Annotated in this window: 10 protein-coding genes; 1 reads left to right on the forward strand and 9 read right to left on the reverse strand. The window is 54.7% G+C overall.

Features of this window, described 5'->3' with window-relative positions; all coding sequences use genetic code 11:
• The 8 genes from QEN43_RS05220 to QEN43_RS05250 form a co-directional block, all read right to left on the reverse strand.
• Positions 1–1,497 (reverse strand): metallophosphoesterase, encoded by a 1,497-nt coding sequence (locus tag QEN43_RS05220; protein ID WP_317963782.1) that lies wholly within the window; start codon positions 1,495–1,497, stop codon positions 1–3.
• A gap of 930 nt (positions 1,498–2,427) precedes the next feature.
• Entirely contained in the window at positions 2,428–2,754 is a 327-nt protein-coding gene (locus QEN43_RS21695) for a DUF2321 domain-containing protein (RefSeq protein ID WP_396662440.1), read from the reverse strand.
• Between the two features lie 804 nt (positions 2,755–3,558).
• Positions 3,559–4,023: a VOC family protein gene (locus QEN43_RS05225; protein ID WP_317963783.1), complete on the reverse strand. Its 465-nt coding sequence runs from the start codon at positions 4,021–4,023 to the stop codon at positions 3,559–3,561.
• A gap of 683 nt (positions 4,024–4,706) precedes the next feature.
• Entirely contained in the window at positions 4,707–5,414 is a 708-nt protein-coding gene (locus tag QEN43_RS05230; RefSeq protein WP_317963784.1) for a phospholipase D family protein, read from the reverse strand.
• Positions 5,415–6,021: 607 nt separating this feature from the next.
• A complete protein-coding gene (locus tag QEN43_RS05235) occupies positions 6,022–6,597 on the reverse strand; it encodes a hypothetical protein (protein ID WP_317963785.1) in 576 nt (191 codons plus the stop codon).
• 194 nt (positions 6,598–6,791) lie between these two features.
• Positions 6,792–7,262, reverse strand: coding sequence for a hypothetical protein (locus QEN43_RS05240; RefSeq protein WP_317963786.1), 471 nt, complete (start codon positions 7,260–7,262; stop codon positions 6,792–6,794).
• Between the two features lie 436 nt (positions 7,263–7,698).
• Positions 7,699–8,082, reverse strand: coding sequence for a hypothetical protein (locus QEN43_RS05245; protein ID WP_317963787.1), 384 nt, complete (start codon positions 8,080–8,082; stop codon positions 7,699–7,701).
• A 106-nt stretch (positions 8,083–8,188) separates the two neighbouring features.
• Complete coding sequence (locus tag QEN43_RS05250) at positions 8,189–9,346, reverse strand: DUF3800 domain-containing protein (RefSeq protein WP_317963788.1); 1,158 nt, start codon at positions 9,344–9,346, stop codon at positions 8,189–8,191.
• A gap of 165 nt (positions 9,347–9,511) precedes the next feature.
• Here QEN43_RS05250 and QEN43_RS05255 point away from each other — a divergent pair, with 165 nt between their 5' ends.
• Positions 9,512–10,477, forward strand: a complete 966-nt coding sequence (locus QEN43_RS05255; protein WP_119629835.1) for an integron integrase — start codon at positions 9,512–9,514, stop codon at positions 10,475–10,477.
• Between the two features lie 182 nt (positions 10,478–10,659).
• Here the strand turns inward: QEN43_RS05255 and polA are convergent, their stop codons facing one another.
• Positions 10,660–13,374: a DNA polymerase I gene (gene polA / locus QEN43_RS05260; protein ID WP_036267724.1), complete on the reverse strand. Its 2,715-nt coding sequence runs from the start codon at positions 13,372–13,374 to the stop codon at positions 10,660–10,662.
• Positions 13,375–13,396: the final 22 nt, after the last annotated feature.

Raw genomic sequence — 13,396 nt, forward strand, 5'->3', positions numbered from 1 at the left:
TCACGGCCTCGCGAACTGTTTGATAACCTTGGGCGCGTCGCTGCCGTCGCCCTCGACGTGGGTCAGGCGGCCTACGGTTTTGCCATCTTCCAGCGTGATCGACACCGCGCTGGTCTGATCCAGCACGAATGGTTCGCCACCGAACATCGCATTATCAATGGCCGCCATCGTGCCGTCCGTAAGCACTTCATAGACCGGCTTGAAGGACGCCGTGTCCTTGAGCATAGCCTCAGTGAACCGCATCAGGCGGATCCAGGTTCCACAGTTGAAGTAATAGCGCGAACCGCCCATGTCGATAGCGCGTTCGAGATGGGTGTGGCCGTTGACGATAAAATCGGTGGAAGCACCTACCGAAGCCGTGACCTGCTTGTAGGTGTCGTCCTGGTTGGTGATATCGAAGGTCTTGTCCTCGGCCAGCCAATCCTTCAGCGCCCGCCGCAGTGCTTCATCCTTGCCGACCCCGTTGATCCAGCCGGTGAGGCGGTCCCAGATCAGTCCGCCGGTGCCGAGAGTCTGGTTCGGCGGTGTCACGGGAGCACCGCGATGTCGGAAATTTTTCTCGGCGGCTAGCAGCATGTCGTCGGCATTCCGGGTGCCAGGAGAAGCACCAAACCTTAGGCCAGCGGCAACATTGGGTCCCAGCAACTGATCGACCGTGACGGCGGGTGCGCCGGTCTCCTCGCGGGGCCGGAATCCTTCCGCCGACAAGCGTTGGTCGACTTGTTTGCTACCTTTTTGCCGCTCGCCCAGGATGGACAGCAAATTGTTGATTTTGACCACCTGGGATGGATCGAGTACCACCAGCGTGCCGACGGCGGCAGAAGTTTCGGGTTTCAGCAGATCGATCCACGCGTAACGGCGCTTCACGTCGTTCATGACCTCCTTGACCATGCGGGTGCCGGCGTTCGGATACCATTCCTTTGGATCGAGCGTAAGGCCCGCATTCAAGCGGCGCGCGACGCGCGCCAGGTCCTCGTAACGGTTGTAGTTCCAGGCGTCGACCTCATTGCCGTGGGTGCAGAACACGCGGGTGTTGCCAACCAAGCAAGTGTAGCCGGCACCGGTGGTGGAAAACTCGATTCGCGCCCGGGCGTCGAGATCTTCACCCGCGAGCCGGGACTGAATCAGCCGTTGCACAGGAGGAAAGGACACTTCGATATCGTGGTTGCCGATGACGATCACCAGCGTGCGGCCTTTCGTCTTTACGAAATCCGCAAGAGCGTCCCAAATGCCGGAAAAAGATGGGTCGTTCATGATCCGCGTCAGGGTGGCGGTCGCCTCGTCGACCGCGACGTAGCCCCGGATGTCTTCAGCCAGGGTGTCGAACACGTCGCCGTTCAGGACCAGCGCGACGCGCCCGCCGGGGCGCTGGGCCGCCACCCATCGAATATAGTTGGCGAGACGGGCCGTTTTGCCCAGAATCTGGAAACCGGGCTTTCCGCCCATGTGGATATCGGAGATGACATGCACCTCGTCGTAAGCCGGGAACTCGCTCATGTTCCTTTCCCCCCACAAGAGTCCGAAGTGTTGGTAGGACTGCCGTCGCCGATGATAAGCCCAAAGCGACGGTTTCATAAAGGTACCCCATGGCATCGTAGCGGGACGCTGGCTGGACAGTTATCGGGCGCCTATTCGGGGACAATCGCCGATCGCTTCGGATCCAAAGAAAAGCGGGGTGTTAACGGACTCTGTAACAAAAATAGCCATAAACCCCGTTGCTCGGCGCCAAAGCGGTTGGTGCAACACCGCTTCGCTCTTCGTTGTAAGAATTGATGACCTCGAAAACCCTCCAGAATAGGCCGCCTACCTTAATCTCTCATCCAGAACTTTCGAGCATGACTCGCAAGCTCGCGAAGGCAGGTCAGGATGGAAGGCCGAACGATAAGGTGCGAGTGGATAAACAGACCAAATCGCTGTGAGCGGTTTTGAGCAGCCGGAGGCTGGTCCACAGGGCGGACACCAAGGCTGGAGTCCGCAATAGCAATTGGCGTCTGTCGAGGACGCTGACGACCCAAACCGAGATGACCAACCGAGCGCTGATCTCGTTGCGTGATCAGTGGATGGATGCCCATGGTTGTGCGTATATCGTTATATACTCCCTTCTCGTGAACCGCCCGGTGTGTACCCGCATGCCGTGGTTGTGCGGGGACTGGGGGTAAGACTCCCGGTTACCAGATTATGCCGACTGCCACAGCCTATCATTGGACCACTCCTTGGGTATTTGCTCAGCCACGAAATCTTTGGTTTGGAGCGTTTTAACTGCGAATGTATTTGCCAGGTAGAAATCGTGTTACTGCATCTGTGAAGATTGGAAGCAAACGCTCAATTTCCGAGAGCCCATCACATCACCCGAACAAGATCGGGAAGGCCGGATTTCAATTCTCTTTTTTTATCAGCTGGTCGCGCTCTCCAACTCGTCGGCTATTCCTATGCCTCGTCAAGGTGCATTACCGTCCAAGGATATGCGTTTCCGCAGTTGAAACAGTTTGAAGGGGCGTAATCGTTGGAAAAGCCGATAACGACGGAGACATGGTAGTAACCGCGTAGGCTGGTCCGCCTTGCCGGACAGTGTCCTCTTGACGGAAGGGTTAGGCATCGTTTCTGCGGACAGAACTTCCCGCCGAACGAACGTATTGAAGTCTTAGGACCAACTGCTGCATTCGGCCTCCCAAAGGGAACGTAGATAGGGATATTGACTGAACTGTTTGCACATTGAGTTTTTGATGGATGCCCAAAACGACTTCGGTAATACATGCCAAAAGATGAGCACTCGTGAATTCCGGTAGTGGTAAGCCTCTTCAAACAGGTTGAGGTAAGCAACTGCTAGGCAATGGCCTATCGGAGGTGATTTGGCTGCATCGTATGTTGAGCCGGAAAGGGTTTGGTGAGCTCCCGCAGTGTCTCCGAACTCGAAGAGGAGTGATTGCCACCTCGAATAAATTTGATTCAAACGGAGGCTCGCATCGAGACTAGCGTAGCGACCAAACCCAATAGACTCAAAAGGCCAAGAATGCTGATGAAAAGTTGCACTGACTGAAGAGGACACTCAAGCAGTTCTTTGTGAAGCCGGTGTAAGAACTCGTCCAAGAAGGAACTGTTTATATGAGTCTCCCTTCGATTTGCGATGCAGAACGTGAAGTCGACGCCTAAAAGGCACCGAACATTACGCTATGTGCGGGGTATAAACTGATTTCGCTTTTAAGAACCGCCCAAATCTCAAGGCTTTATCGTCTGTCTTTAACGGGTCGGTCGTCGTTGGTTTTATACACCGACCCATCTGGTCGAACAAGCCGATTCGAGCGTACAGTAGAGACGTAAACGCTCTAGCCGGCGGTGTTAGGAATCGAACGGTCCTGGCTGGAGAATGTGACGCGGGACAAGAAGCCCCCCTGCGTTTCCCACCTTTCTCATCGAGTGTGAACTCCCAGACCGCATGCTGCTCGAGATCAGCTACGGTAAGCTCGCAGTCGTGCTTGCGAATACGCGAATAGCTCATGGCCGACGCCTAACCGCGCCGTTAACCCGGAGCGCGCGAATGAATTGTTAGGCTATGGACTTCTAGCTACGAACTGCCGCTTCGATTTCGGCAATGTCGATCTTCTTTTGCTTCATCATCGCCGAGATCGCCTTGGTCGACACACTCTTGTCGGCACTCAAGGTCAACTCTGTCAGCCGCCTCGGGAAAACCTGCCAGGACACCCCATAGCGGTCCTTGAGCCAGCCACAGCGGCCTTCCTCGCCGCCATTTGCGGTTAACGCTGTCCAAAGCCTATCGGTCTCCGCCTGATCATCCGTCTCAACCGAAATCGACACGGCCTCGGTTAGGGTGAACATCGGGCCTGCATCGAGGATCTGATACGGCACCCCGCCTAGCGTGAAGTTGATTAGCCAAGAAGTGCCATCTCCGGAGATGTCGAAGACCTCCTCCACCCGACTTCCCGGAATCAGAGAACAGTAAAACTCTGCGGCCTCACGACCGCGACCGTCATGGAACCAGAGGCAGGTACGTATAGAACTGCTCATCGCGTTGCTCCCGGTGTAAGTAGGTTGAAATAGCGACTTTGTGCGGGCTAAGGTCGTCGTTAACCCGGAACACGTGTTTCGGCGCGATCGGTCAAACGGCTTGTTATGCTCGGCCACCTCGGTTGAAGGACAGATTTTGTTGTTTCATAGCAGCCGAAGCAAACGAATACATAGATCATCAAATAGTCGGCGAGATCGACCTCGTCATCGACCGAATCGAACTGACCATAAAACGTCATCGCCTTCCGGCAGCGACATCGTGGCGTCGCATTACCCCGAATCCAGGCGGGCTCGCCGCTGAGCTGGCTAGCCGTATCGATGTGCTCGTCAGTGTAATGGAAACCGATTGCGGCCGATGCTTTTTCTAACAGAGATTTCAATTCGGAGCGAAGTCGGGAAGTTACATTGATCCATCCTCTCGCAGCGTAACGCCCGTGCTTAGGCGCGGCTTAAAGTGGCTGAGCGAGGACCATCACTTGGAGCGAACGGTTGGACGATACTGTTTGGGCTCCACAACCAGCCATAGAATCGCGTCGTACGGCAACTGTGGACCATTTGTGGAAGAGTGAAGGAGTCAGACATTTATTATTTGATTTCCGCTTCTTTGGTTTCAGTACGGAGTTGCGTCTGAGAAATAAATCTAAGGCAAATAACGAAAGCCTGACCCCTTTACACACAAGCTTTCACTCCACCACCAAGGACGATGGCCACAAGAAATATGGGCCGAACCGCTTGCTCATTCTGAACTCTCCGCCCACGGCCTTGCCCGACTCAGTGAGGTAGTACTTTCCCTCTTTCAGTTCGAGGTGACCAACGGCAATCAGCCTATCGAGGAGATCTTGCGTTCCAAGCCCCAGCTTCTTGGCCAGTTTTGAGGACGTAAGTTTGTCCGAATCCGACCCTTCCTCCCCTTCCGATCCCGCAGAAGGATTTTCTTCCTTGGTGACTTTTTCCAAGGACATTCGGACTTCGTCGCTGATACGGATAATACGTTGAGCCTCTTCGTAGGCTTCTCGGTACAGCTCCACATCTTCAGAACGACTAAGCGCAACCCCCATCTCGTTGTTATTGACCTGGCTAAATTCGTAAAGATTGAGGCTGGTGATGATGCAGCTTTCTTCGTTCAGATAACACTTAGCATGGAGGTTCTTGCAAAAGCTTGTGCGAACATAGGTTAGCTCACGAAGCCAATTAATTTCTTCCGGCTGCAGCTCGTTCTTGCCGTAAACGATCCGAACATCGATTTTCAGCCGATTCTTGTCTTGCAGCAGTTCCTTGATCCGGTCGTTCAGTTTCAAAAATGGACTGATAAGAATGAGGCGATCCGATGCATTCTTTATCAATTCTTCAAGGAAATAGTTCGTGGCGCTGGTATTCAGAAATTTGGCCAAGGGTGAAGCCTCCGATTCTTGGTGGAACGTAGGGTAAAGGTACGAATCCTTCTCTTACAAGCTAACGACTTGCGTAACCGGCCGCCGGAGCGCGAAGCGCGCAGGGAACCCGCCAGCCCCGCTGGCGGGTGGTCCGGTTCACGCAATGGTTATGCATCTACTCCCCACCGAAGGTAAATGTGAACCTCCGACCGCCCAAGTCACCGTAACCGGTTCCTCGCGTTCCAGTCGAAACGAATTGAAATGGTCCTGACCGCCCGTCATCGCACTTAAAGACCCCTTCACCGTTTCGGCGCGTGACATAAACGAAGTTTCCAGTACATTTGACCCCGGCAGTCGAAACTATTGTGAGATCGCCGCCGCCATCCATATATCCAGTTGCCACGCCAGTGAATGACTCATTTGTTCCTTGAACTTGACCTCTAACGGGAAGCGTCATACTGCAACCCGAAGCAAGAAAGGTGGCTCCTACCGTAACGTACAAAACAGCTTTTTTCACAATCACCATCTCCACCGATTATCAGATGCATAACGCCGCAGTTCAGCGGCGGCGCGCTGCCGCGTGGCGTCGCCGCGATGCTGTATGACCGTCCGCTGCAACTGCTTGTTAGGCGCCGTCGTATTTTTCATTCCATTCGATGAATTCTGAGAGTGTCCGCGCTCTTAACAGTCGCGCTCCATGATTGATAAACGCCCTGACATCCAATGCCGCTCGCCAGTGTTTACGAGCCTGGACTCCATAGAGGTATAAGTATGGCCGATACCAATCATGCCGCCCATCTCTTGGCGTTCTCTGCTCCGACGAACATTTGTCATAGTTCATGCGTCGGGCGTGAAGAATCTTATTGCAGGCTTCTCGGAGTCCAAGCGGTTCCGAACCGCCGTCTAGTTCCAGCGTTCCGCAGATAAATGGATTTCGCTCATCGCGATCCGCTTCTGACTCGTCATCCAGAATGCGTAACACGATCGCAGACTGCAGTAGCACACGGCTTACTTCGTCTTTGAAAAATTCCTTCGGGAGATCCGGAATATATTCGTCTTCAGACGCGTTCCCGTTTGTCTCCCGGCCCACGAGATGACGACTCGCCTCGAAGTAGCACGCCAGCCGATAGAGATCGAGCCGGATCTGCTTAAGATCCAGCGCATGGCCCTTCAAGAAGTGCGGGTTATCTTCCTCGGACATGTCCGCTCACGCTGTCGCTGGAAAAGGCGCCTAACGCCTGAGTTAAGCCGCGCCACGAAGTGGCGTCGGCTTGAATGAATTGTTAGCTGGCACTCCGCGGCTGCCGTCGAGCAGAAGTGCCTGTCCTTGCAATCCAACCTCAGGCATAGAGAATTCTCGAAGGCACGACGGTTCTAGCCGCCTGCGAAGTAGCGTTAGTAAGTACGCCTCTTAATTTCGGCATCAACGCAAGTTGATGCGACGTATGACTCCATGGCCCTGCGCAGCCGCGACTGAGCATCCTCAATAGCTTGATTGGCTGCGGCCTCATCTCCAACGCGTTGATATTCTTGCGCGGCCGAGATGGCCGTCAAGGTGTCTTTAGCGTGCACGTAAGCTTCTGACCTAAAACTCACTCTATCAAGCCAAAGCCCAATCCGTGTCGAGCCATAGATCCCTCGAATTCGATAGTTCGGACTGCTTCTGCAAAACTGAGCATCGTACATGGCTGAGGAGAACTTCCCACCGGGCAGTTCGATGTCTTCAATTCTGCTTGATCTATAAAACTCCAGCGCAAAAAGCCATGCGTACACGAGCAATACGATTACCCCGAATAATTTAAACAAGGCGCCAATACCGGAGATCCACTCTTTCGGTGTAAGGCTGTTTGTATCTCGCTCGCTCATGTCTTCCTCGCGATCATCGAAAGTGCCAGCTAACGCCTGAATTAAGCCGCGCCGCGAAGCGGTGTCGGCTTGAATGAATTGTTAGGCAGCGACTGGCCGAGACGCCATGCTGCCACAACCCGATTGAACTGGCCGGAGTGTGCCACAAACCTGGCCGATGTGTTGACGCTTGACCCGCGATGCTTCTGGCGTGAACTGTCCCACAGACGGAGTGCAGCCCGCTCTGAGGCTGCACGGAGTCTGTGGCCGAGGCTTTGAATGCAACTGCGATCAATCTCCAGTTTCCCGAACCCGAACAGCAAAAACTTTGGTCCAGCGCTGCCTAACGCCTGAGTTAAGCCGGGCCGATTTGCGGCCTTGGGCAAGTGAAACTTGCAAGAACTTGCACGAGGCCGCGAAGCGGGCTCGGCTTGAACGAATTGTTATGCGCGTGGGGCTAAGGGCTTTTCTGTAAAAGGTGATCAAATGAAGTTGTCAGCTCTGCGACTTTCGGCTCCAGCTTGCCAGTCGAGACATTGTATTCATTGATGATTTTGCAATGAGCAACACCCAGAAGTGTGCGGTTTGAGAAGTTGGGTCCAGGGCCATCATATAGACCTGCCCAATGCTCCCAACCATAGTCCCTCTTGCCGCCAGATACATACCGTGAACTGACGCGGCCATCAAGGCGTTTGCTAATTTCCGCATAGCAGGCTGACGAAGCCTCATACGGTACCTTGAAGTATCGGTCATACCACATCAGCGAAACTATGGCGCCCGTAAGAGCGCCTAGCATTAGCAACACAATGCTGAAAATCACTGAACGCTTATTGACGGTCATAGGTGCCCCCGAAAGTGTGATCACGAAATATTGCTGGTGAGCGCATAACGCCCAAGCTCAGCCGAGGAAGGCCGCATAGCGGCCTGATGTCGGCTGGAGCGTCGTGTTAGATGCTTTCGCTGAGCTTCTCTTGTGCATAATGAAGCATTTCCTCTTGCCTTCTCTGCTCAGCAAGGCGACCGTATTCTTCTGCTCGCTTCTGATGTTCTTCAGTGAATGGCCTGGAGTAAAGATCTGCAAAAAACCCTTCAAGCCAGCGTCCTACGGCATCAAATGACAGGTCATTCTGATAGGCGCGTTTGAACACATGATTCATTAAGCGTGCTGAGCGGTAGCCAAGCGGCTTCTCCTCTATCACCCTCTTAAAGAGCCACAGAACGGCGTCAATCGCTTGAATTCCCGCGCTTTCGTGGGCGCTACTTACTCTAAACTCACTTCCTTCTACGCGCCGAAGAGTATATTTTTCACCCATGGTCCAAGTTATGACGTCCGGCGCAGCATTCTTGTAGAGTTCATGCCAATCCCGAAGTGTTCCTTGAAACTGGCTTTGACGATCATGGACGATTTCAACGACCTTTCTCTTCCATAGCTTTGAGCGCTGTTCGATTCCGTCCAACAAGTTCGGAAACACTGCCAAGTTTGGCAAATGCCCAAGCCTAGCAGCTTTAGAGTTTGTGTGGATGTATATGGCTTCAGGGTTTTGCGTGGCCCAATCAATGGCCTCTGTTATTAGCTGACGTGATCTCTGATCGGGTAAGTCAATGACGTTTTCTCTCAGCTCCTGAAGCGACTCAATAAATATCTCATACGCTCTTTGCTCGCGCTTCTCCAAGATAGATTCCCAAAATTTCTTCGCGGTATCTTCGGTTAGTATTGAAGCAACCTTAAATACTAACAACAGGCGCATAGGCCGCATGTTATAGACGTGCCACGGGACAGCCTTGTTTTCGAATGAGTCAAATAGAGTATCGACAAACTTTGTCGCAGCCAAATACCTTTTTTCTATGCGAGACACAAAAAATCTGGCATCACTTCGTTTGAAGAGAGCGAGAAGTTCCCCGGCGACCTGTTCTATGCGATCAATGCCTATGACATTGGCGTGCAACTCGGTTTCACCGACGATCCGTGCGATTCGAGCAACCTCCTTCTTATGCACCAAGTCAAAATTTGTTTTTGTTATTAGGGCCGCTGTCATAAAAACGGGCTGCTCTGGATCGAAGATGTTCGGCCCCGTATTTCCTGTTTCGTCAACGTATGCGTACATGGCTCGTTTTCCGACATCTAACATGAAGTAGATCCCCTAAAAGGCGCCTTATCTTACGCCACTTGTGGGGTATAAACCGATTTTGCTGTCAGGAACCGCCCAGATTTCAAGGCTTTGCTATCTTTAGCAGGGTCGGTCGCCGTTGGTTTTATACACCTGTCCATTATGCCGAGCAAGCCGAAATTATTGGATCAAGTGCGGGACAAAATCCGCGTCAAACATTACAGCCTGCGCACGGAAGACGCTTACGTCCAGTGGATCAAACGATTCATACTATTCCATGGCAAACGCCACCCGAAGGATATGTCCGCACCGGAAGTCGAAGCCTTTCTTTCTCATCTGGCGACGCAGCGAAATGTGGCAGCATCCACTCAGTCGCAGGCGCTTTCGGCGATTTTATTCCTTTACCGAGAGGTGTTAGGGATCGAACTGCCCTGGTTGGAGAACGTGACACGGGCCAAAAAGCCCCAGCGTTTACCCGTGGTGCTGACGGTACAGGAAGTCAAAAGCGTGCTCGCCCATTTGGATGGGCGCAATTGGGTTATGGCCAGTTTGTTGTATGGCTCTGGCCTCCGTCTGATGGAGTGTGTGCGGCTGCGGGTCAAGGATGTGGATTTCGCGATGCGCCAGATCGTCGTGCGCGACGGCAAAGGCGCGAAGGATCGGGTTACGATGCTGCCGGATTCACCGGTAGAACCACTCAAGCACTATTTGGAGAAGGTGAAGGCCGTACATGAAAAGGACTTGCACGAGGGGTTTGGCGAGGTGTATCTACCGTTTGCCCTGGAACGCAAATATCCCAACGCGGGGCGCGAATGGGGGTGGCAGTACGTCTTCCCCGCCAGCCAACGCTCGATCGACCCGCTTTCCGGCAAGGAGCGGCGGCATCATCTCGATGAGAAAGTCTTGCAGCGCGCCGTCAGGACCGCAGTTCGCGAAGCGGGGCTGACGAAGCCGGCTTCTTGCCATACGCTGCGTCACTCGTTCGCGACACATCTGCTGCAGTCCGGCTACGACATCAGGACAGTTCAGGAACTCTTGGGCCATAAGGATGTGCAGACCACGATGATCTACACCCATGTGCTGAACCGGGGTGGGCGAGGGGTGGTCAGTCCCTTGGATCGGATCTGAGGGCAAGACGGCTTCCGCTTTTTTGATTTGCCGACACGGCAGTTCGATGTATCGGAGCGGGGCAAAGGAGCCGAATTTTAGGACGCTATGGAACTGTGCGTAAAGAGAAAAGCCCTATTCGAAACGCCCTCACCCCAATCGTCTCCCAGCGAGATGGGGATTCTCAGAGCTTTCTTAACGCCTCAATGCGCCTCATCCCAATTCGACCCGATCCCCACATCCACCACTAAAGGCACCGCAAGCTGAGCCGCGCGGCACATGCGGTTGCCGATCTCGCGGGCAGCCTCGTCCACATAATCCTCTGCCACTTCGAACACGAGTTCATCGTGTACTTGCATGATCATGCACACCGGGGCGCGGGATTCCTGAATCCAGGCGTCGACCGCGATCATGGCGCGCTTGATGATATCGGCCGCGGTGCCTTGCATCGGGGCATTGATGGCGGTGCGCTCCGCATACTGGCGGCGCTGGGCGTTGCGGGAGTTGATTTCCGGAATGTAGAGGCGGCGGCCGAACAAGGTCTCCACATAGCCTTTTTCTCGCGCCATATCGCGGGTTCTTTCCATGTAACCTTTGACGTCGGGATAACGGGCGAAATAAAGATCGATGTAGCGTTGCGCGACACTAGTGGGAATGCCGAGCTGTTTTCCGAGGCCGAAGGCGGACATGCCGTAGATGAGGCCGAAATTGATCGCCTTGGCGGAACGGCGCTGGTCGGGTGTGACCTGGGCCTGCGGCACGCCGAACACTTCGGCGGCGGTGAAGCGGTGGACGTCGGTGTTGTCGTGGAAGGCGGCGCGGAGGCTGGCGTCGCCCGAAATATGCGCCATGATCCTGAGCTCGATCTGTGAATAATCGGCGGCGAGGATCTTGCGTCCGGGGGGGGCGATGAAGGCTTGGCGGATGCGGCGGCCTTCCTCGGTGCGCACCGGGATGTTCTGTAGGTTGGGATCGGAGGACGAAAGCCGTCCGGTGGCGGCCACGGCTTGATGATACGAGGTATGGACGCGCCCGGTGCGGGGGTTGATCTGCTCCGCGAGCTTATCGGTGTAGGTGGACTTGAGTTTGGCAACGGAGCGGTAATCTAGGATCAGCCGTGGCAATTCGAAGCTTTCGGCCAGTTCCTGCAGCACCGATTCGTCGGTGGATGGCTGACCAGTCGGTGTTTTCTTGACGACCGGCAGGTTCAGCTTGTCATAAAGGATGGTCTGGATCTGCTTGGGCGATCCTAGGTTGAACTGGCAGCCGGCTGCTTTGCAGGCTTCCTGTTCGATCTCCAGCATGCGCTTTTCGAGTTCCCGGCTGTGTTGAGCCAGCTTGACCGCGTCCACCAGAACGCCGGTGCATTCCATGCGGGACAGGACCGGAAGCAGGGGAATCTCGATACTTTCGTAGAGGGTTTTGAGCGAAGCTTCCGCCTCAAGCTTAGGCCAAAGGTGATGGTGCAGACGCAGGGTGATGTCGGCGTCTTCCGCCGCGTATTCGGTAGCGCTTTCGATGCTGACCTGCTGGAAAGGAATCTGTTTCGCGCCTTTTCCGGTTACGTCTTCGTAATGGATGGTGCGGTGATTGAGATAGAGTTCGGCCAGGGAGTCCATGTCGTGCCGGGTGGCGGTGCTGTTGAGCACATAGGATTCCAGCATGGTGTCGTGGCGGATGCCGGTCAGCGAGACGCCGTGATTGGCGAGAACGTTGGCGTCGTATTTGAGATTCTGTCCGATCTTAGGGCGCTTCGGATCTTCCAGCAAAGGCCGAAGCTTTTCCAAAACATAGTCGCGGCTGAGCTGCGCGGGCGCGCCGGGATAGTCGTGAGCCACCGGGACGTAGACTGCTTCGCCCGGTTCCACCGCGAAAGAGAGCCCCACGATTTCGGCTCGGCTGTAATCTAGGTTGGTGGTTTCGGTGTCGAAAGCGAAGTAGTCCGCGGCTTCCAGTTTCTTGAGCCAGCGCTCCAGCTCGTCCTCGCTCAAGATCGTTTGATAATTGCCTTTCGTTACCCCTTGAGGAGCGGCAGCGGCCGGTTTCTCAACGGTATTCGCACCATCCATCTGCCGGAGCCAAGAGTTGAATTCGAGACGGACCAGGATTTCCCGAAGGGTGGCGTGATCAGGTTCGGCTCGCTTCAAATCGTCCGGACCGATCGATAGTTCCACGTCGCATTTAATGGTGGCCAACTGGCGCGACAGGGGAATTTGATCGAGATGGGCACGGAGGTGCTCACCGACCTTGCCGCCGATCTCGTCGGCATGCGCGACGATAGCGTCGAGCGAGCCGTATTGGGTCAGCCATTTTGCCGCGGTTTTCGGTCCTACCTTGGGAATGCCGGGAATGTTGTCCGAGGTATCGCCCACCAAGGCCAGATAGTCGACGATGCGTTCGGGCGGCACGCCGAACTTGGTTTTCACGCCCTCGACGTCGAGGCGGGTGTCGAACATGGTGTTTTCCAGTATCACCCGGTCGTTGACCAGTTGCGCCATGTCCTTGTCGCCGGTGGAAATGACGACCGAATACCCTTGCTCGACCGCTTTCATCGTAAGAGTTCCGATGACGTCGTCGGCCTCTACGCCCGGCTCGATCAGCAAGGGCAGCCCCAGCGCCCGAATGATGTCGTGCAGAGGCTGAATCTGCGCCCGAAGTTCATCCGGCATCGGCGGTCTATGTGCTTTGTAATGTTCGAAAAGGTCGTCGCGGAACGTTTTTCCGGGCGCGTCGAATACGACCGCGATATGGCAAGTCTCATACTCTCCGATCAGCTTGCGCAGCATATTGGCGACGCCTAGTACCGCGCCGGTCGGTTCACCTCGCGAGTTATTGAGAGGCGGTAGGGCGTGAAACGCGCGGTAGAGGAACGAGGAACCGTCGACGAGGACGAGTCTTTTTTCGTTTGGCTCGGGCATGAGGATTATTGGCTAGGGCGGA

It is taken from the genome of Methylocaldum szegediense (assembly GCF_949769195.1).
GTDB classification, from domain to species: domain Bacteria; phylum Pseudomonadota; class Gammaproteobacteria; order Methylococcales; family Methylococcaceae; genus Methylocaldum; species Methylocaldum szegediense.